We start from the raw sequence: 18,177 nt of genomic DNA, 5'->3' as shown, positions 1-18,177 counted from the left end.
CCCCTGCGACACGGTGACGCAGGGGCTCGCCTCGCGCGGCGACATGTGAATGCACCGCACCGCGGTCCCGGCGCTTGCAGGCTCCGCCTCGCCAACGTTAGGGTTCAAATGGCCACGGCAAGGAGCCAGAGGGATCCGCATGACCACCCGCATCACACACCCGCTGCGCATCAGCCTGCTCGGCCTGACCGCGCTGCTTGCCGCCTGCGCCGACAAGGGGCCGCCCCCACCGCCAGAGCCGCTGGAACTCTCACAGCCCATCGCCGTGGACGCGCCCGGCCAGCAGGTGCAGTTCGAGTTCGAAACCACGGCGCGCAATTTTGCCAGCTACCACACATATGCGGTGGAGCTGGATCTGCAGCACGTTTCCTCATCGCCAGATGCTGCTTCTCCGCGCGACCTGCACATTCCTTTACGCGTAGGACTTCAGCAATGGTCAGGCGGCACTTGGCAGCCGCTGGCAAGCCCCGACGCCTACCAGATCGCACAGTCGCAATCTGGCCAGCCTCTGCCAGACTGGCACCGCGGTAAGGGTCTGAACTACGCCCAGACCCAACGAGGCAGCGATGGGGCCTATCGACTCCATGTCGCGCTACTGCCGTTGCAGGCGCAAAGTCGCTACCGCGTACAGATCAGCACCGTTGAAGACATCGCACCACTTCGTGGCGCAAGCGCCAGGATACTGATTCACGAATCGCGTCCGCTCGCCAAGTAGCGCAGCGCCTTGGCACGTCCTAATGAGACAGCGTAGCGCACCTGCATCAACTCACGTACTGCGCCACGCCATTACCAAACGACCAGTTCTCCTTCTTCACTTCCACCAGATTGATGAACACATCCTCGCGGCGGACACCCACCGCCGCGTGCAGTCCATCGGCGATGCCGGCGTACAACGCCTTCTTCTGCTCCAGCGTGCGCCCCTCATTCCAGGTGATCTGGATGCAGATGAAGTCGTCGGTACGGTCCACGCCCAGGTAGCCGGGGTCGTAGATCAGCGTGCCAGGCGCGTGTTCCTGGAAGATCTGGAAGCGGTCGTTTTCCGGCACCCCCACCGCGCGCATGGCCTGGTAGATGGTTTCGCCGACGCGTTGCAGGTAGTCGGCGGATTTACCTTTGCGAAGATCGATACGGGCGAGCGGCATGGTGGCACTCCAGAGTGGATGGGCACGGCAACGGGCTGAGACTACGCCTGCCTGGGGCGGCGGGACAGCGCAGGGATGGAACCCTCTGGCCCCATGCGTGGCATGGTCCCGCCTCCGCCGCGCGGGGTGACGCGATTGCCGTGGCAGTGGCCCTCCGGAGTCGTCATATGCACGGTCGGTAGGGGCGGCGATGTGCGCCATCAGTGATGGGCGGCACTACTCGCGGGTGTCGGACGACACACAACGGGAAACGCCTGGCCTGCCTAGGGACAGTTGAGAACTTTCCTTACAGACCGATGTGATTACCCGGCCTGAAGATCGCCGCGCCGAGGCAAGAAGCCTTGGCCGGGATTGGCGTCTCGAATAAACGAACAGGCTTCAAGGACTGCGAGAGAAATCGCAGTTGAGAGAATGCATCGACTGCCCTCAATGGCGGGCGGTGCGTGGGGATCGCAAGATCCGCCAGGCGTTCTTCTCCCTTGAAGCTTGTTTGCCTTGGCACGCCAACCCGCACCGTCCGCCACCTTCACTTTGGAAGGTGGCCCTACGCCAGTGAGGGTTTCGCCATGACCAACCAAACCGCCATCCATCCCCGCCTGCACGCGCTTATCGGCGACGTCGCCGCCGACGTGCCCGAGGACCTTGCGCGTGAGATCGAATGCGCACTGGCGGAGCGACTGCTGCCACCTTCGCGCCCAACGTTCCTTTCATGCCTCGATGCCATCCGCGCCGGTGATGACCAGGCCGGGCGCGCGTGTACCCCGCAGACACTCAGCGCCACAGGTTTCGGATCGCTCGACCGTTCGCTGGTCGCATTGAATGCCGTACTGGATCTCCTGCATGCCGCCGAACGTGCACGCCTGGCTGGCGATCCACAGGATCAACTCGGCGACTTCCACCGGGACGGCTTGATCGTTGCCGCACGCCAGATCGCGCGGGCTGCACAGGATGGACTAGGCGGTGCCATGGGATTCGCGGCAGGAAGACCCGGCTGATGCACGCGCAACAAAGATGCCCCATCGCTGGAGGCCCTTTTTGTTCTGCAACATGGCAGGTGGCACAGGGATGGACGCGGCTCTTCTACCCAGCGAAGGCGGCCATTGCGGTATATGATCCACTCGGATCGGTGCACGAACTCCACGGTCATACTGCCTAGTCAAGTCATCTTGGACGGCTCTTTGGGGGAAGGAAAGGATGCATACATTTAAAGGCAACGCGGGCGATGAATCCGCCTGCGCATCAAGGGTTGGAGTTCGTCTCCGAATACTGGTTGCAGCAAGTACTTGGCTACACATTGCGCTGCCAATTGGGCTTGGCCTGCCTCCATCCGCGAACGCTGCAGGTTCGGAGACGGTCACCTACATTCATACGGACGCCCTTGGCTCCCTTGTTGCTGAGAGCGACGCCAACGGCAACGTGATAAAGCGTCATGACTACGAGCCCTATGGGACCGTGGTAGGAGGACAGGTCACCGACGGACCTGGATACACAGGGCATGTGAGCGACTCGACTACGGGCCTGAGCTACATGCAACAGCGATACATGGATCCGGAGCTGGGAGTCTTCCTCTCAGTGGACCCGGTCTCAGCGTATGACCAGCCTGTAGGCCAGTTCAATCGCTATCGGTACGCCAACGGGAATCCGTACAAATTCACTGATCCAGATGGGCGAAATCCAGCCCTGCCATTCATCTATGGCGCGATAGCGGGAGGCCTGTCCAATATTGCCATCCAGAAGCTGATGAATCCGGATAAACCAATCGATCAGACGCAGGCATTGATAGCAGCAGGGGTGGGCTCGGTCTCAGGCGGCGTGGGCGGTATCGCTGTCGCAGCCGTGGAGTCTGGAGTGATTTCTGTCGGCCGAGCCGTTGCCATTCAAGCAGCGGCGAACTTCGTCACTGGCGGCGCCGGTGCCGCCGCAGAGAGCGCCCTCAAGGGAGAGCCGATTTCCACTGGTGGAGTGCTCACGGCAGCGACCGGAGGCGCTGTTGGTGGTCTGGCAGGTTCCGGCGTTGCAGCTGCAGCAGGCGACTTCGCGGGACCAGCCGCCAAAGGCGCTCTGAATAGGCTGAGCAGCTCCGCATCTCCCGGCGCCCCGAACATCGCCTCCACCACCGCATCAACAGGAGTCGCAATCCCCCGTCAGTCGATCACACAAGCGGGAGCATCACAGCTAGGGCAGAGCACCGCCGGAGCCACCGTAGATGCGGCACAAAAGACGATGGAGAAGAAGAAGTGAATCCAGTACTACGTGGCTTTCTCGCATACCAAGCCGGGGGCATTCTCGTTCTTGGCGCCCTCTACTTCATTGCGATTCAATCAGGAAATCCGCATCCCTTTCGCGCATCATTCAGATTGTGGGCGGCGTATGCAGTTTTCTTTGCTGCCATATCTGCATTTGAGCTAGTAAAGCGACGACGGTATCGCAATCGGCGATGATCAGCCTCTGAAGTCGGGCTGCGCTCAACAATCGAATGAGAATCGAAAAGCGCTGAACCTAAAATCGGTCATCCACATGTCCTCGAACTTCGACCATCGACTTGCAAGGACACCGATAGTGGAGTTCACGAAAGGTTTCGCGTACGAAAGCGTACAGGTGATGGTGGAGCGGGTAATCGAACGCAGAGATCTGCTTGACCATGTACGCACAAGCCTTTTCGCTAGGGAAGAAGTCAAAGCGGGCCAGGGTAAGCTTGTAGAGTCCCGTATCCATCTGACGGCGAGTCACCGGTTACTTGGAGCCCACACGACCTCCATGCACTTACTCTGCGCATACGAAAAAGCCGGCTCAAGGCCGGCTTCTTCATATCACCTGAAAAATCAGGGATTTAATTGGTGGGCGGTACAGGGATCGAACCTGTGACCCTTGCCGTGTGAAGGATGGAATAGGCCCTTGCGGCACAACGATCTTGCCTGAAAACCCTTGATTTACCGTGTCATTGCGTCCAGATGAATTTGGCCGCACACTGCTTTTTGCAGGAGACTTGCAGGAGCAGGGTGATGCCGAAGGTAACGAGAGAGGCGCTGACACGGAAAACCGTAGACGCAGCGAAGGCCACAGGCAGAGCCTATCGCCTGCGCGATGCGACGGTTCCCGGCCTGGTGCTGCGTGTGTCCGCCACTGGAGCAAAGTCGTGGGCGATGGTGTGGGGGCGAGGCCAGGAGAAGGCCTTCGCCAACTACCCCGCTACGACGCTGGAGGGCGCCCGTGAGGCCGCCCGCCGCCTCTCCGCAGAGATCGACAAGCACGGCGCCCCGAAGGCCGTGGTAACGCCCAAGAGCGAACTCACGGTGGCCGATGCCTGCCGCGACTACGTGACCGCGCTGGAGAAGGATGGACGCAAGACCGCATCGGATGACGCCAAACGCCGATTTGAGCGCTGCCTCTACGCCGACAAGCTGGGTAAGGTGCGCCTCAAGGATCTCCACCAGGATCACATTGAGGCATGGCGCGACCGCGTGGAGAAAGGCGACCTCCCGCCGCTGCCGGTGAAGCGCGGCCGTCCACCGGTGCCGAAGCCCTTGGCGCGGTCCAGCATCAACCGCATTCGCACGACGCTGGTAGCCGCGCTGAACCACGCCGTGGCCCGCCGCAAGGTGTCCCCTGATCTTGCATTCGAGTGGAACGCCGTGAAGCCACTCAAGGACGCCGGGCAGCGCCGGGGGCTGTACCTGGAGCGGGAGCAGCGCCGCGCGCTGCTGGAGGCAGCTGAGGGGCCGGTGCGCGATGTGATCGAGTGCGTGGCCCTGACGGGCTGCAGGCCGGGGGACCCGTCGCTGTGCCTGCGCTCTGACTATGACGGCCGCACTGCCAGCGTGAGGTTCCGCAGCAAGGACCACGACCGTAAGATTCCGCTCTCCCCCGCTGCCACTGCGCTGTTCGACCGCTTGGCCAAGGGGAAGCTGCCCAAGGCGCACCTGTTCACCCAGGACGGGAAAAAAGTGTGGACGCCCACCGACTGGAGCGAGCTTGTTCGGGATGCCGCAGCGCGCGCTGGGCTACCTGCTGGCGTGACGCTCTACACGCTGCGCCACTGCTGGATCACCGACGCCATCGTGGGCGGCATGGACCTGCTGACGGTGGCCAAGCTCGCCGGCACGTCGCTGGCGATGATCGAGAAGCACTACGGCCACCTGGTGCAGGGCGCAGCGCGCGACAAGCTGGCACAGGTCCAGTTCCTGTAGCAGAACTCAAATTTGAGTTTTGCTACGAAATCAGGGTTTTGCGGGCTCGTCGTCGTCAATCGAGTTCATCTTGTCCACGACTTCCGCAAGGATGCCGGGAAGCCTCTTGAAGGCCATGTCGCGCGCCATTGACGCAATCTCGTCACCGCCGTCGGCCAGGGCATGGACGCGTGCTTTGACCGCAGCGTCGTCAAAGAGCCGGGTAATCATGCCGCTCACTATGTCCAGAGCGTTCGGGTTGTACCGAGTCAGCTCCGCAGCGAGCTGAAAAATGACCAGATTGCTCTTCAGGAGAGCGTCTGAGTCCATCGCCTCAGCAAAGCTGCCCTCGAGCCTGTGCACGATTTCGGCGTTCATTGACCGTCCCGTCTCAGCCGTCGCCTCCACCAGTCTTTGGTGAAGGGAGGCTGGGATGCGGAGCTGGCTCTTAATGGGGTCGGGCTGAGTCATGCGGAAATTATGCCACTGAAACAGAGTCAAAGGGGTTGACACTGAAATAGTGGCACTGGCAGGATGCACCTACCGTAGTGGCACTCCGCGACTACACGTAGGAAAACCCCGCGATGACCCATCAGACGACACAACCCGCCGCCGAGCGCCTCAGCTACACGGTGGACGAGGCCTGCGCGGTAACGGGCCTGAATCGAAACGCCATCTATCGCGCCATTACCCTCGGCCAGATCAGCACGTTCAAGGTCGGCCGGCGGCGCATGGTTTCGACCCGCGCGCTGCGGGATTTCATCGAAGCCCGCGAGAAAGAAGCCGCCGCCTAAGGGGCAAGCCATGACCAGATGCCCAGAAAGAGAAACGGCCCACCCGGTTGCAGCCGGAGTGAGCCGTGAAAGCCATCGAACCCTTGCGAGGAACGACTTGACCATGAGCCACATCCTACACCAACCATCCCTGCCCGCAATCGGGCAAACACCCGCCGCGCATTCAGACTTTTCCGACACCGCGCGCTGGGCCACCGTCGCGCTGACCGACAGCCAGAACGCACCCAATTACCTCCCCGGCGACGTGCTGGTGATCGACCTGGAAGTGACGGAATACCGTTACGACGCCATGTATGCCGTGGAGATCGACGGCGAGGCGCTGATTCGCTTCGTGCAGCACCGCCCGGGCGGCCTGTACGTCTACGCGCTGTCGGGCATCTACGAGGGGCGCACGATCCCGCGCGCTGCGCTGCGGGTGCTGGGCCTTGTCACCTACGCCAACAAGCTGCGGAGGGTCGGGTGAACGCAATCATCATCCCCTTCCCTGCACACCGCATCGTGCGGACTCCGCCGCTTTCCGCACTGTCTGAGGCTCGCCTACAGGCACTCGCCGAGCGCCTGGCAGCTGCCATCGATCGCGCCCCACCCCGCCAGCAGGAGCGCGCGCCATGAGTCGCCGATTCGAAGTGATCCCCATTGCCTGCGACTGCTGTGGCAAGCCGCTGCTGCCGGTGTTCGGCACGTTCCATCGTGTGGAGCGGGAGTTCGGGTGGGCCTCCCTGCCCTACGTGCTGTGCGGTGACTGCGCCCTACAGCACCGGGGCAACCCGACTGAGGCCCGGGTGCATGAGTGGATCCAGCGCCGTGCAGATCGTGCCGGCGCGGATTGGGGTCGCAGTGTCGGCCAGCTGTTGCAGAGTGCCGCGCGCGTCGTGGCTGCACGGGAGCGCATGCGATGAATCGTGACCTGTTCGATTCCAATCCCGCTGAGGTCCGGCCCCAGCCTGCCGGCGACCTGGCGCAGCGCTACCGGGATGCCGTGGCCGTGGACGTGATCCATCGCTCCCAGGTTGGCGCCTGCATTCCGTTCACTCCCCTTCCCAAGCACTACGACGGGAAGCGGGTCCGAATCGTGGTCGAGGAGTAAGCCGATGATGAAGTTCACTGCGAGGATTCCCGTCGTCATCTTCCTTGACGAGATCGAGCATCCAGGCTACCGCGCCCTTGATCCGGTGTCCCGCGCGCTGCTGACCGAGCTGCGCGCGCTGGATAGGCCGTTCGCGGGCCGTCCCGTGACCCTGAGCATACGAGATGCAAGGCGGCGTCTGAACGTCACTCAGAGGCCTGTAGAGCGGGCCTTCATGCAGCTACGCGAGCATGGCTGGATTGAGCAGGTACAGCACGGTAGCGATCAGCGGCGCTACTACCTGCTCAAGAGCCCCATCAGGGTGCCGCATGGCTAGGCGCAAGAAGGAGAACCGCTGGGAGGATATCGACGGGGGGATGGCCTTCGTCATCCCCTACACGCTGCTGCGGCATCCGAACTACACGCGGCTCAGTCCCTACGCGCACAAGCTGGTGCAGGACCTCGCACGACAGTACACCGGCTTCAACAACGGACACCTGTGCGCATCTTGGGCGCTGATGAAGGATGCGCATTGGAACTCCGAGAACACTGTCAGGAAGGCCGCGGCGGAGCTTGAGCACTATCGGATCATCGAGCGCACCAAACAGGGCGGCCGGAACGCGGCCACGCTCTACGCGTTCACCTGGCGCCGCATCGACTGGAAAAAGGACAGACCGCTCGACGTGTCGGCCACCGCAAAGCCTTCCGATAGCTGGAAGCACGAGCGCCCTGACTACGTGCGCAGCGCGGGCAAACGCAAGGGGGCGCGCGCTGCAAAAACGGAATTAGTACAGCGCCCCGTGCTGCAACGTGAAGGAGCTGAGGCAGCATGAAAAACGAAAACAGTACAGCGCCCGGTGCTGCACCCTACAGCGCCCCGTGCTGTAGTCGTGAACCACGTACAGCGCCCCGTGCGGTAAGAATCCCTGACTACAGCGCCCCGTGCTGTAATCAGGCCTGTTTTAAGTCTGTTCGTACAGCGCCCCGTGCTGTCCTTATAAGTATTACCAGGCGGAGCCCGTTTTCTTTTGTTCCGCTTCACCGCTTTGGAGCTGTTGCTCCTGGCTGTGGCTGCACGTCTTTTCAGGGCCTACGGCCCGAACGGCGCGAGCTGCACGGGGCGCACCCCATGCGCCCACTGCACCCGATGCAGCACGTTCACCAGTGCACCAGGTTCACCACCACCGTACGCGACCACGCCGGGACCGCATGGAACGGAGGGGCGGTCGAAAGTCTGAGGCGTCTCGGACCTAGACCGACCGCTCCCCTTTCTTCGCGCATCCACAGTTGGCCGGACGACCCCAAAGGAGGGGCCATTGAAGCCGCATAACCTACGGGCACAAGGCCTGGACGCACTCATCGCCACAATGGATGGGCGCGCAGATTCGACCGCAACGCTACTGCGCCAGCAGGCAGAGCATCACGGAATGTGGATCAGCGCTGATGGGCGCATTGGCGAGGCAGACTTGGCAACGCTGATCGGCATCGCACCTGGCACGCTGGCGAACAAACGCAGGGAAGGCACAGCACCGGAAAGCTACTCACTCGGCGGCGGCAAGCACAAGATCACCTATCGCCTGATCGATGCCGCGCGCTGGCTTGAGGCGCACAGGAAGTAAATCGGGCAACGCAACTCCACGCAACCCCACGATAACTGATGGTTGCGGCTGAGCCTGAAACGGACACTGCACTCCTACACAGGAGCCCAGCATGACCAAGCCAACCAAGATCGCACGCGGCATTCAGGCCGTACGCGCAGAGGCCGAGCCGAACGACGTGGCCGGCCTCATTACCAAGCTCAATGCAGCATTCGATCAGTTCAAGGCCAAGCACACCGCCGAGGTGGACGCCGTGCGCCAGCAGGTGGACGAGAACACCACCGCACTGGCAGCGTGGCAGATGAACGGCGGCGGCCCGACTGATGCGCCCTCGGCTGACCTGGACGGCGGCGGCATCAAGGTGCTGCGCACGCCGGCAGAGTTCCGGGCGTACTACGCCAGTCGCCGCGACGACGCTGACAAGCCGCGCGCTGCCGAAACCACGTTGACCGACTTCATGCGCGGCGTTGCCGGTATGAGCAGCACCGAGGCCGTGATGGCTTCGCTCGCCGTCGGCACCGACAGCGCTGGCGGCTACGCAGTGCCGGACGTGGTGATGCCGGGCATCCTGTCCGCGCTGGTCCCGGCGTCCTCGCTGCTGCAGGCGGGCGCGGGCATCGTGCCGATGGACTACGGCGCCAAGTCGGTTTCCACCGCAGCGATCGACACCCTGCCCACCGCCTCCTGGCGCAATGAGCTGGGCAACATCGGCGAGAGCCAGCCAACCCTGCGTTCGGTGCAGTCCACCCCGCGCAGCTTGGCTTGCATTGTGCGCGTGTCGCGTGAGCTGCTGGCCGATGGTTCGGACGTGGATCGCGCGCTGCGCCTGGTGATCGCACAGGCGTTCGCCAAGGAGCTAGACCGCGTTGGCCTACTCGGTTCGGGCACGGCGCCAGAGCCGCGTGGCCTGCGCAACACCACTGGCATCAACACCGTATCGCTGGGCGCCAATGGCGCAGCCTTGGACAGCTACCGCCCGCTGCTCAAGGCGTACGGCTCGATCATCGACGTGAACGCACCGGCCCCGACCGCCGCGATCATGGCCACCCGCACGCTGATGGACTTCGAGGGCCTGACCGACACCACCGGCCAGCCGCTGCAGCGCCCGCGCCTGATCGATGACATGTCGTTCGTGCCGACCAGCCAGATCCCGGTTGACGGCGACGTGGGCACGTCCACCGACGCTAGCGAGATCTTCGTTGGCAACTTCAGCGGCCTGTACTTCCTGATGCGCGAGGCGCTGTCCATCCAGCTGCTGCGCGAGGCGTATGCCAAGACGGGCGAGATCGGCTTCCTGTGCCACGTCCGCGCTGATGTGGTCATCAACTACCCGCAGCAGTTCACCGTGATCAGCGGCGTGCGGCCGGCTGCGGACTGAGCGAGGGATGGCCTGTTTGGTCACAGGCCTGGACCAGCCGGCGGTGTCCGCAACAACACCGGCAGGACGCGGTGGAACTCTTAGCCCACTGAGCGTCCCGAGCAGGCCCGGCAACGGGCCTTCTTCGTTCACGGCATCGCGTACGGAGGGGGAGTCGAAAGTATGGATCGGATCGGAACCTAGACCGGCTGTCCCCGCACGCGCGGAAAAAATCCCTCTCAGAAACGCAATTCAGCAAATGGCGTAATCAGCAAATGGCCGGAATCCGTTGCGGCGCAAGGCTCTCGGCCACGCCACCAATCACGTAGGACGTGACCCATGACAGATCAGAACCTCGGCTCGGCCCGCATCGACCTGGTGGTGGATACCGCCCAGTTCGACAACGCGATCACCGCAGCGAAGCGCGGCATGACCGACATGTCCACCAGCGCGCAGCAGCAGTACCAGCAGCTCTCCGCTGCCGACAAGCGCCGCATCGATTCATTGGTGCGCCAGGCCGACACCCTGGGCATGACCCGATCCCAGCAGCTGGCCTACAACGCCGCCTTGCGCACCAGCGGCCCGGTGCTGGATGAGATCGTGCAGAAGTTGGGCCGGGCTGAGGCAGCGGCCAAGCGGTCGGGCAAGGAACTGAACGCCTACGGCGTCAGCGCCGCGCAGCAGGCCGCTGCCATGCGCGGTGTGCCGGCGCAGATCACGGACATTGCGGTCAGCCTGCAGGGCGGCCAGAACCCGCTGACCGTGTTTTTGCAGCAGGGCGGCCAGCTCAAGGACATGTTCGGCGGCATCCGGCCAGCGGCGGCGGCGCTGGCTTCGCAGCTGCTCACGCTCATCAATCCGCTCACGGCAGCAGCCGCGGCGACGGCTGCGCTCGGCGTGGCCTGGCACCAAGTTGGCGAAGCACAGCGGCAGGCTGAGCTTGCGCTCATCACCACCGGGAACTACGCCGGCACCAGCGCGGAGCAGATCGCCGTCCTCGCCCGCCAGATGGACAACCTTGGCGGCGTCACGCGCGGCAAGGCACTGGCGGCGCTGTCGCAGGTGGCCGCATCAGGTCGATTCACCGGCGAACAGTTCCAGCTGGTGGCGAAATCTGCCGCCGAGATGGAGGGTGCGACCGGCCAGAGCATCGACACCACCATTGCCAAGTTCCAGGAGATCGCCAAGGACCCGGTAGAGGCATTGCTCAAGCTCAATGAAGCCGAGCACTTCCTCAAGCGGGCGCAGCTGGACCGCATTGTGGCCCTGCAGGACGAAGGGAAAGAGCAGGAAGCCGTGTCTGCCGCCGTCCGCCTCTACCACGACAACCTGGACGACGTGGCCGCGAAGGCGCGCGAGGCGCTCTCGGCAACGACCCTATGGTGGCAAGAGGTCAAGAAGGGAACGAGCGAAGCATTCAACGAACTCGGGCGCTACATCGATCTGACGGACCGCCTCGCCACCCGCTATGTGGGTACGGATAAGGGCACGGTGGCCAAGGGCGCAGCCGTGTTCACGCCTGTGACTGGTCAGTTCAAGATGGCCGGCGAGCTGCTGGGAGCGGTGAACAACTGGGCTGAACGCTATTGGGACCTGGCGCCCAAGCCCACCGTCAAGATGGATGGAATCTACGGCAACGGCGAAGAGGCGGCGATCAACAGCGCCGGGGAGCGCAAGCGCCTGGAGCAGCGGAAGAAGGATCAGCAGGAATGGGAGCGCCTGTCCGGCCAGAACCTGAGCAAGCGGGAGAAGCAGCTCGCGGAAGAAGCCCGCATCGTTGCCCTCGGCAAGAAGCTCGGCAAGGACCAGGCGGATATCGACCGCGAGGTGGCCGCTTCGCGCAAGCAGTTCGCTGAGGCCGAGGCCAAGCGCGGCGGCACCAGCACCAACCCGGCCACGGCCATCATCGCTCGCATCCAGCAGCAGACGGCACTGAACCGCGAGCAGGCCGGCACCGAGGACAAGCTCACAGCCAGCCAGCGCTTGCGCGTGCAGGTCTTGGATGAGCTGGATCGGATGGGTAGCAGAATCCCCGCTGCCGACCGCAAGCGTGTGCAGGCGATGCTGGCCGAGCTGCAAGCCACCGGGGAGCTGGTGGAGGCCAAGGACAAGCAGAAGAAGGCCCTAGAGGCGCTCACGCGGCAACAGGCCATCTTCGACCAGCAAACCGAGTCGCGCCGACGTGGCAACGAACTGGACCTGATGGCATACGGGCGCGGCCAGGACACCGTGGCGCAGCTGCGCCGGCAGATGGACGTGCAGCGGGAGTACGAGGACGAGCTCAAGCGCCTGGGCGACCGCCAGGTGGCCACCGACCGGGAGCAGTGGGACCAGCTCGCCGCGAACGCGGCCAAGCACCGGGACGAACAGCTGCAACTGGAGCAGGACTACCAGGCCCGCCGGCTGGCCGCGCTGGGCGACTGGCGCAACGGCACGCGCGCTGCCTTCGAGGATTACGTCACCGAGGCCAACAACGCAGCCGGCCAAGCCGGCGCAGCGCTGACGAACGCGTTCCAGGGCGCCGAAGACGCCTTCGTGAACTTCGCCAAGACGGGCAAGATCGAGTTCAAGGACCTGGCCGACGCGATCATTGCGGATCTGGCCCGCATCGCCGCCAAGCAGGCCATCGTCGGCATCGCCAACATGATCGCCGGGGCCTGGGGCGGTGGCGCGTCTGCTGGTGCCGCGTCCGGCACGATGCAGGGCTTTGGGAACAACACCAGTTGGCTGACCGCGAACGCCGACGGGGGCGTGTATTCCTCCCCTAGCCTGTCGGCCTACTCTGGCGGCGTCTACAGCTCGCCGCAGCTCTTCGCCTTCGCCAAGGGTGCCGGCGTGTTCGGCGAGGCCGGGCCGGAGGCCATCATGCCCCTACAGCGTGGGCCAGACGGCAGGCTTGGTGTGGCGGCGCACGGTTCTGGAAGGGGCGACGACCGAGGCGGTGACGTGATCGTGTCGATCAGCATCACGGACGATGGCGGCGCCAACGTGCAGTCGGAACAGCCGATCATGCAGCAGTTCGGCCAAGAGATTGGTCGGTTCGTGGAGTCGAAGTATCGCGAGCTGCAGCTCCGCGACATGAGGCCAGACGGCATCCTCGGCAGCAGGCTTGGCCGGGGATAAATCACCGGGAAGTCGGCGAATTGCGCTTTGCAGGAGCGTTGCAGGAGAACAAAAAACCGGCTTTCGCCGGTTTTTTTGTAACACACTGATTTTAAATGGTGGGCGGTACAGGGATCGAACCTGTGACCCTTGCCGTGTGAAGGCAATGCTCTACCGCTGAGCTAACCGCCCGGTGTGTTGCTGAGCCGCTCATTATAGGGGCTTTTCAGAGGCCGTCAACAGTTTTTCACATTCGTGTTCACGGGCATTTCGAGGGGCGCCGCCGGGCATGGCCCGGCGCTACCGAGGGCGGCAATCCGCGCGCCGTTACATCGTGTGCGTCGGCTTGTCCGAGCCGGTCAGGCCGGCCAGCAGGGTCTCGATCTTGTGGCGCACGCCCTCGCCTTCGGCGCCGTCGGCCAGCTGCACGCCGATGCCGGCGGTGCGGTTGCCCTGCGCGCCGGCCGGGGTCACCCAGATCACCTTGCCGGCCACCGGCAGGCGCTCGCTGGAATCGGGCAGGGTCAGCAGCAGGAACACCTCGTCGCCCAGGAAGTAGCGCTTGGGCGTGGGCACGAAGATGCCGCCATTCTTCACGAACGGCATGTACGCGCTGTACAGCGCGGCTTTGTCCTTCACAGCCAGGGACAGGATGCCCTGGCGGGCGTTGCTGGCACTCATCGATTTCCCCTTGCGGCAGGCCGCTCGTTCACCTTGTTCCAGGCCAGCAGCAACTCGACCACCGCAAGGTCTGCACGCACCGTGGTGCGCAGCAGGTCGCGGGTGCGGTTGGCAGCGTCGAACCAGGCTGCAAGCTTGTGCAATCGCTCCGGCGTGGTCAAGGCATCGGTGCTGGCCTGGGCCAGCGCCAGGTCGGCAGCGAAGCGCAGGCGCAGCGCCGCGTTGTCATCGGCGCACCACTTCTGCGCCAGCTCCACCGCGCCGGTCTTGCCGGCGGCCAGCTGTTCCAGCTCGCGGCCCACGTCGCGGCGCAGGCTCAGGCCATCTTCGCGCAGCCAGTTGTCGGCTTGGCCGGGATGGCCGCGCGCCGCGTCCAGCGCTTCGCGCGCCGATGCTTCGCTGTGGCCCTGCTGCTGCAGCCAGGCCAGTGCTTCGTGCTGCGGCGGCAGCTTGAACTCCAGGCGCTGGCAACGGCTGCGGATGGTCTGCGGCAGGCGTGCCGGGTCGCTGCTGATCAACCACAGGTAGCGGCCGGGCTGCGGCTCTTCCAGCGTCTTCAGCAGCGCGTTGGCCGCCGAGCGGTTGATCGCATCGGCCGGGTCGACGATCACCACCTGCGCCACGCCGTATTGCGGGGTCAGCGCCAGTTTGTTGGTGATCTCGCGCACCTGCTCGATCACGATCTCGGTGCGCAGCTTGTCGCCACTCTTGTTCGGAATGAAGCTGACCAGCTGCAGGTCCGGATGGGTGCCGGCGGCGATCAGCTGGCGCGTGCGCGTGGCATGCGCGGCATCGCCGCGCGCCAGCACGTGGTCGGCCAGGGCCAATGCCACGTCGCGCTTGCCCAGCCCGGCCGGGCCGCAGATCAGCAGGCCATGGCCGAGCCGATCGGCATCCAGCGCCGCCACGGTCTGGTCGAACGCGCGCTGCTGCCAGGGCGAGAATGTGCTCATGCGCCCTCCCCGTCCTGCAGCCAGCGCTCGACGCACGCGACCACATCGGCCGCCACGCGTTCCTGCACCTGCCCGGCGTCGATCAGCGCGAAGCGCTGCGGGTCCTGCTGCGCGCGGCTGCGGAACACTTCGCGTACGCGCTGGAAGAAATCATCCTGCTCACTTTCGATGCGATCCGGCCACAGATCGCGCCCGTTGGCGCGTGCGCGGCCGACGGCCACATCCACGTCCAGCAGCAGGGTCAGGCCCGGCAGCAGGCCGACGGCGCGGCGCTCCAGGTCGGCAATCCACTGCGGATCGAGGCCGCGGCCACCGCCCTGGTAGGCGTAACTGGAATCGGTGAAGCGATCGCTCAGTACATAGGCGCCGCGCTGCAGTGCCGGCTGGATCACCTGGCGCACATGCTGCGCACGTGCGGCGAACACCAGCAGCAGCTCGGCTTCGGCGCTGAGCGGTTCGGCAGCAATCTCGGCATCGGGCTTCAGCACCAGGCCGCGGATGCGCTCGGCCAGCGGCGTACCGCCCGGCTCGCGGGTCAGCACCACCTCATGACCGTGGCTGCGCAGGCAGTCACGGATGGCATTGATGGCGGTGGTCTTGCCTGCGCCCTCGCCGCCTTCCAGGCTGACGAAACGCGGGTGGCGAAGCAGCGCGGGACTCATTGCGCCGGGGTCTCCTTGGTACGTTGCTGGCGCAGCTGCTGCAGGTAGCGGGCTACGGCGGCGTTGTGCTGGTCCAGGCTGGGCGAGAACACGTGCGCGCCGCTGCCGTCGCCCACGGCGACGAAATACAGCGCATCACCGGCGGCCGGCTGCGCGGCTGCCATCAGCGCATCGCGGCTGGGCATGGCGATCGGGGTCGGGGTCAGGCCGGCACGGGTATAGGTGTTGTAGGGCGTATCGGTGGTCAGGTCGCGGCGGCGGATGTTGCCGTCATACGCAGCACCGATGCCGTAGATCACGGTCGGGTCGGTCTGCAGGCGCATGCCGATCTTCAGGCGGCGCATGAACACGCCGGCAATCTGCGGGCGCTCGCTGGCCAGCGCGGTTTCCTTCTCGATGATCGAGGCCATCGTCAGCAGTTCGTAAGGCGTGTTGATCGGCAGGTCCGGCGCGCGGCTTTCCCAGGCTTCGTCCAGCGCCTTTTCCATCGCGGCGTGGGCGCGCTTGAGCACATCCAGATCGCTGTCACCGCGCTGGTAGACGTAGGTCTCCGGCAGGAAGCGGCCTTCCGGATGCTGGCCACCGAAACCGAGACGCTGCATCAGCGCCGCGTCATCAAGATTATCGGTGGTATGCAGCAGCGGCTCGGCGCGCTTGAGCGCGGCACGCAGCTGGCGGATGTTCCAGCCCTCGATGATCGTGACGCGGTGCTGCAGCACCTTGCCGGCGCGCATGCGCAGCAGCAGCTCGCGCGGGGTCAGGTCGGCGCTGAGCGCGTACTCGCCCACCTTCAGTTTGCCGGCGGCATCGAGCTGGCGCGCCAGCAACTGCCACTGCGCGTCCTGGCCTTCATCCACACCGGCATCGCGCAGCTTGCGCAGCACGCTGTTCATGCCATCGCCACTGGCGATGACCATGCTCTCGGCGGACGGGGTGATGGGGGCGTCGGCGAACCGGGTCTGCTGGTAGAAGAACCACGCGCCCGCGCCGGCTACGATGGCGGCCAGCACCACCACCAGCGTTACCACGAACAGACACCCGCGCTTGGCTCCCGCCATGGACTACCTCTGAACTCGATTCCGTCGTGCAGGATACCGTGCCGGTGGATTGGGGTCATGACCGGGGTGGCGCCTGCGTGCCGACCAACGGTCGGCACCCACCACAATCCATGCCTGGCGCGGCGATCAGTAGATTCACGCCATGCGTGGATGAACGGCCATGGAGGCCTCGGTGCCGACCAACGGTCGGCACCCACCAACATTCCTGCCCGGCCGGTCGATCACCCCTGCTGGCCCAGCGCGCGCAGCAGGCCGCGGGCCTTGGCACGGGTCTCGTCCAGTTCCTTGTCCGGGTCCGAATCAACCACGATGCCGGCGCCGGTGCGGAAGCTCACCTCGTAGCCATCCACTTCGGCGGTACGGATCAGGATGTTCAGGTCCAGGTCGCCATCGCGGTTCAGCCAGCCGAAGGCGCCGGTGTAGGCTCCGCGCGGCACCTGCTCCAGCTCGCTGATGATCTGCATGCAGCGCACCTTGGGGCAGCCGGTGATGGTGCCCCCCGGGAACGTGGCGGCGATCACCTCGCCGGGGGTGATTTCCGGGCGCAGGTGGCCGCTGACATTACTGACGATGTGGTGCACATGGGCGTAGCTCTCCACCGTCATCAGCTCATCGACCACCACGGTGCCGGGCAGGCAGATGCGGCCCAGGTCGTTGCGTTCCAGATCGATCAGCATCACGTGCTCGGCACGCTCCTTCGGGTGGCCGACCAGCTCCTGGATGCGCGCGGCATCATCGTCGCCCTCGAAGCGCGGACGCGTCCCAGCAATCGGGCGGGTCTGCGCGTGGCCGGCATGCACCGACACCAGCCGCTCCGGCGAGGAACTGACCACATGGCGGCCGTGTGCGCTGAACAGGCCAGCGAACGGCGCCGGGTTGGCACGGCGCAGCTGCCCGTACAGCGCCTGCGGACTGACCGGCGCGGCGAACTGCGCGCTCCAGCGCCGCGACAGGTTCACCTGGAACACATCGCCGGCACGCAGGTACTCGATCACCCGGCGTACGCCGTCGGTGAAGCGCTGCGGCGCATCCTCGCCCACCGACTGCGGCGGCTGCCAGCCCTGCCCGGCTTCGGGCAGCGCGGCCGAGGCCAGTGCCACCAGCGCATCCAGCAACGCCTGCTCGCCGGCTTCGGCGATGACGAAGCTGGCATCGTTGTGGTGGTCGTGCAGCACCGCGGCCGGGCAGCGCAGTGCCAGCGCGGTCGGGCGGCCGTCCTCGCGCGCGCGCGACGGCAGCACCGGCTCGATCTGGCTGGCCACTTCGTAATCCAGCATCAACGCCCAGCCGCCGCGGAACGGCAGGCTGTGGCTGCCGTCGTGCGGCAGGCGTTCGCGCTGCCAGGCGCGGTCCAGCACCTGCAGGAAGCTGCCGGCGTGTACCGCGTCGTGCTGGTCGCGCACCTGGCCATCGGCATCCAGCCGCAGGCTATCGCCCTGCGCGGCCAGCAGCAGGCTCCAGCGGCCCTGGGCGGTGCCCGAGGCGGTGGATTCCATCAGCAGCGGGAAGCGCGCCGGGTCGTGCTGCTGCAGGACCAGCAGATCGATCGGGTGCGGCAGCGGGTGGATCAGCGGTGCGTGGGTCATGGCGGCCAGTTC

General features: G+C 65.0%; 20 protein-coding genes, 1 tRNA gene and 1 pseudogene. 13 read left to right on the top strand and 9 right to left on the bottom strand.

The window, feature by feature from the left end:
* Positions 1-139: 139 nt before the first annotated feature.
* Entirely contained in the window at positions 140-715 is a 576-nt protein-coding gene (locus ACUZUJ_RS04840; protein WP_101765033.1) for a hypothetical protein, read from the top strand.
* Between the two features lie 46 nt (positions 716-761).
* Here ACUZUJ_RS04840 and ACUZUJ_RS04835 read toward each other — a convergent pair whose 3' ends face one another.
* Positions 762-1,142 carry a tautomerase family protein gene (locus ACUZUJ_RS04835; RefSeq protein ID WP_101765032.1) on the bottom strand — a complete coding sequence of 127 codons (381 nt, stop codon included), beginning with the start codon at positions 1,140-1,142 and terminating at the stop codon, positions 762-764.
* 566 nt (positions 1,143-1,708) lie between these two features.
* On the opposite strand from ACUZUJ_RS04835, the gene ACUZUJ_RS04830 reads away from it, so the two are divergent.
* From ACUZUJ_RS04830 to ACUZUJ_RS04820, 3 genes are all read left to right on the top strand, one after another.
* Complete coding sequence (locus ACUZUJ_RS04830) at positions 1,709-2,137, top strand: hypothetical protein (protein ID WP_458220173.1); 429 nt, start codon at positions 1,709-1,711, stop codon at positions 2,135-2,137.
* A gap of 199 nt (positions 2,138-2,336) precedes the next feature.
* Positions 2,337-3,383: an RHS repeat-associated core domain-containing protein gene (locus ACUZUJ_RS04825; protein ID WP_458220174.1), complete on the top strand. Its 1,047-nt coding sequence runs from the start codon at positions 2,337-2,339 to the stop codon at positions 3,381-3,383.
* A 761-nt stretch (positions 3,384-4,144) separates the two neighbouring features.
* Positions 4,145-5,329 carry a site-specific integrase gene (locus tag ACUZUJ_RS04820; RefSeq protein ID WP_458220175.1) on the top strand — a complete coding sequence of 395 codons (1,185 nt, stop codon included), beginning with the start codon at positions 4,145-4,147 and terminating at the stop codon, positions 5,327-5,329.
* Between the two features lie 30 nt (positions 5,330-5,359).
* On the opposite strand, the gene ACUZUJ_RS04815 is transcribed toward ACUZUJ_RS04820, so the two are convergent.
* A complete protein-coding gene (locus tag ACUZUJ_RS04815) occupies positions 5,360-5,686 on the bottom strand; it encodes a hypothetical protein (protein WP_510468090.1) in 327 nt (108 codons plus the stop codon).
* A 9-nt stretch (positions 5,687-5,695) separates the two neighbouring features.
* Positions 5,696-5,779 (bottom strand): annotated as a pseudogene (locus ACUZUJ_RS04810) (hypothetical protein); the annotation flags it as partial.
* A gap of 113 nt (positions 5,780-5,892) precedes the next feature.
* Here ACUZUJ_RS04810 and ACUZUJ_RS04805 point away from each other — a divergent pair.
* The 9 genes from ACUZUJ_RS04805 (at position 5,893) to ACUZUJ_RS04765 (ending at position 13,246) form a co-directional block, all read left to right on the top strand.
* Positions 5,893-6,102, top strand: coding sequence for a helix-turn-helix domain-containing protein (locus ACUZUJ_RS04805; protein ID WP_262093197.1), 210 nt, complete (start codon positions 5,893-5,895; stop codon positions 6,100-6,102).
* A 103-nt stretch (positions 6,103-6,205) separates the two neighbouring features.
* The gene (locus ACUZUJ_RS04800; protein WP_458220177.1) at positions 6,206-6,565 is read left to right on the top strand and encodes a S24 family peptidase; all 360 of its coding nucleotides are present in this window, start codon (positions 6,206-6,208) and stop codon (positions 6,563-6,565) included.
* 145 nt (positions 6,566-6,710) lie between these two features.
* Positions 6,711-7,001, top strand: coding sequence for a hypothetical protein (locus ACUZUJ_RS04795; protein ID WP_197641265.1), 291 nt, complete (start codon positions 6,711-6,713; stop codon positions 6,999-7,001).
* Positions 6,998-7,189, top strand: coding sequence for a hypothetical protein (locus ACUZUJ_RS04790; RefSeq protein ID WP_458220178.1), 192 nt, complete (start codon positions 6,998-7,000; stop codon positions 7,187-7,189). Before ACUZUJ_RS04795 ends, ACUZUJ_RS04790 begins: the two co-directional genes overlap by 4 nt.
* A 4-nt stretch (positions 7,190-7,193) precedes the next feature.
* Complete coding sequence (locus ACUZUJ_RS04785; RefSeq protein ID WP_458220179.1) at positions 7,194-7,505, top strand: hypothetical protein; 312 nt, start codon at positions 7,194-7,196, stop codon at positions 7,503-7,505.
* Positions 7,498-8,001 carry a hypothetical protein gene (locus tag ACUZUJ_RS04780; protein WP_458220180.1) on the top strand — a complete coding sequence of 168 codons (504 nt, stop codon included), beginning with the start codon at positions 7,498-7,500 and terminating at the stop codon, positions 7,999-8,001. Before ACUZUJ_RS04785 ends, ACUZUJ_RS04780 begins: the two co-directional genes overlap by 8 nt.
* 483 nt (positions 8,002-8,484) lie before the next feature.
* Positions 8,485-8,787 (top strand): hypothetical protein, encoded by a 303-nt coding sequence (locus ACUZUJ_RS04775; protein ID WP_458220181.1) that lies wholly within the window; start codon positions 8,485-8,487, stop codon positions 8,785-8,787.
* A gap of 91 nt (positions 8,788-8,878) precedes the next feature.
* Positions 8,879-10,144: a phage major capsid protein gene (locus ACUZUJ_RS04770; protein WP_458220182.1), complete on the top strand. Its 1,266-nt coding sequence runs from the start codon at positions 8,879-8,881 to the stop codon at positions 10,142-10,144.
* 318 nt (positions 10,145-10,462) lie between these two features.
* The gene (locus ACUZUJ_RS04765) at positions 10,463-13,246 is read left to right on the top strand and encodes a phage tail tape measure protein (RefSeq protein ID WP_458220183.1); all 2,784 of its coding nucleotides are present in this window, start codon (positions 10,463-10,465) and stop codon (positions 13,244-13,246) included.
* 96 nt (positions 13,247-13,342) lie between these two features.
* Here ACUZUJ_RS04765 and ACUZUJ_RS04760 read toward each other — a convergent pair.
* The 6 genes from ACUZUJ_RS04760 to ACUZUJ_RS04735 all read right to left on the bottom strand — a co-directional run bounded on the left by ACUZUJ_RS04760 (position 13,343) and on the right by ACUZUJ_RS04735 (position 18,165).
* A tRNA-Val gene (locus ACUZUJ_RS04760) sits at positions 13,343-13,417 on the bottom strand.
* Between the two features lie 135 nt (positions 13,418-13,552).
* Positions 13,553-13,906: a PilZ domain-containing protein gene (locus ACUZUJ_RS04755; protein WP_005412452.1), complete on the bottom strand. Its 354-nt coding sequence runs from the start codon at positions 13,904-13,906 to the stop codon at positions 13,553-13,555.
* Positions 13,903-14,859 (bottom strand): DNA polymerase III subunit delta', encoded by a 957-nt coding sequence (locus ACUZUJ_RS04750; protein ID WP_049443390.1) that lies wholly within the window; start codon positions 14,857-14,859, stop codon positions 13,903-13,905. Before ACUZUJ_RS04750 ends, ACUZUJ_RS04755 begins: the two co-directional genes overlap by 4 nt.
* A complete protein-coding gene (tmk, locus tag ACUZUJ_RS04745) occupies positions 14,856-15,521 on the bottom strand; it encodes a dTMP kinase (protein ID WP_049443389.1) in 666 nt (221 codons plus the stop codon). Before tmk ends, ACUZUJ_RS04750 begins: the two co-directional genes overlap by 4 nt.
* Positions 15,518-16,579: an endolytic transglycosylase MltG gene (gene mltG, locus ACUZUJ_RS04740; protein WP_049443388.1), complete on the bottom strand. Its 1,062-nt coding sequence runs from the start codon at positions 16,577-16,579 to the stop codon at positions 15,518-15,520. The genes tmk and mltG overlap by 4 nt, the downstream gene beginning before the upstream one ends.
* A gap of 221 nt (positions 16,580-16,800) precedes the next feature.
* Entirely contained in the window at positions 16,801-18,165 is a 1,365-nt protein-coding gene (locus ACUZUJ_RS04735) for an aminodeoxychorismate synthase component I (protein WP_458220184.1), read from the bottom strand.
* Positions 18,166-18,177 lie beyond the last annotated feature (12 nt).

The organism is Stenotrophomonas sp. S4 (assembly GCF_054187805.2).
Note: the sequence above shows the minus strand (reverse complement) of the source record. Positions and strands in the feature narration are given on the sequence as shown.

Bases quoted from the DNA above. Each gene is read 5' to 3' on its own strand.
- ACUZUJ_RS04795 (WP_197641265.1), top strand. From the start codon at position 6,711: ATGAGTCGCCGATTCGAAGTGATCCCCATTGCCTGCGACTGCTGTGGC.
- ACUZUJ_RS04815 (WP_510468090.1), bottom strand. From the start codon at position 5,686: ATGAACGCCGAAATCGTGCACAGGCTCGAGGGCAGCTTTGCTGAGGCG.
- tmk (WP_049443389.1), bottom strand. From the start codon at position 15,521: ATGAGTCCCGCGCTGCTTCGCCACCCGCGTTTCGTCAGCCTGGAAGGC.
- ACUZUJ_RS04800 (WP_458220177.1), top strand. From the start codon at position 6,206: ATGAGCCACATCCTACACCAACCATCCCTGCCCGCAATCGGGCAAACA.
- ACUZUJ_RS04820 (WP_458220175.1), top strand. From the start codon at position 4,145: ATGCCGAAGGTAACGAGAGAGGCGCTGACACGGAAAACCGTAGACGCA.
- ACUZUJ_RS04805 (WP_262093197.1), top strand. From the start codon at position 5,893: ATGACCCATCAGACGACACAACCCGCCGCCGAGCGCCTCAGCTACACG.
- ACUZUJ_RS04785 (WP_458220179.1), top strand. From the start codon at position 7,194: ATGATGAAGTTCACTGCGAGGATTCCCGTCGTCATCTTCCTTGACGAG.
- ACUZUJ_RS04755 (WP_005412452.1), bottom strand. From the start codon at position 13,906: ATGAGTGCCAGCAACGCCCGCCAGGGCATCCTGTCCCTGGCTGTGAAG.
- ACUZUJ_RS04825 (WP_458220174.1), top strand. From the start codon at position 2,337: ATGCATACATTTAAAGGCAACGCGGGCGATGAATCCGCCTGCGCATCA.
- ACUZUJ_RS04735 (WP_458220184.1), bottom strand. From the start codon at position 18,165: ATGACCCACGCACCGCTGATCCACCCGCTGCCGCACCCGATCGATCTG.
- ACUZUJ_RS04830 (WP_458220173.1), top strand. From the start codon at position 1,709: ATGACCAACCAAACCGCCATCCATCCCCGCCTGCACGCGCTTATCGGC.
- mltG (WP_049443388.1), bottom strand. From the start codon at position 16,579: ATGGCGGGAGCCAAGCGCGGGTGTCTGTTCGTGGTAACGCTGGTGGTG.
- ACUZUJ_RS04780 (WP_458220180.1), top strand. From the start codon at position 7,498: ATGGCTAGGCGCAAGAAGGAGAACCGCTGGGAGGATATCGACGGGGGG.
- ACUZUJ_RS04790 (WP_458220178.1), top strand. From the start codon at position 6,998: ATGAATCGTGACCTGTTCGATTCCAATCCCGCTGAGGTCCGGCCCCAG.
- ACUZUJ_RS04835 (WP_101765032.1), bottom strand. From the start codon at position 1,142: ATGCCGCTCGCCCGTATCGATCTTCGCAAAGGTAAATCCGCCGACTAC.
- ACUZUJ_RS04750 (WP_049443390.1), bottom strand. From the start codon at position 14,859: ATGAGCACATTCTCGCCCTGGCAGCAGCGCGCGTTCGACCAGACCGTG.
- ACUZUJ_RS04840 (WP_101765033.1), top strand. From the start codon at position 140: ATGACCACCCGCATCACACACCCGCTGCGCATCAGCCTGCTCGGCCTG.
- ACUZUJ_RS04765 (WP_458220183.1), top strand. From the start codon at position 10,463: ATGACAGATCAGAACCTCGGCTCGGCCCGCATCGACCTGGTGGTGGAT.
- ACUZUJ_RS04770 (WP_458220182.1), top strand. From the start codon at position 8,879: ATGACCAAGCCAACCAAGATCGCACGCGGCATTCAGGCCGTACGCGCA.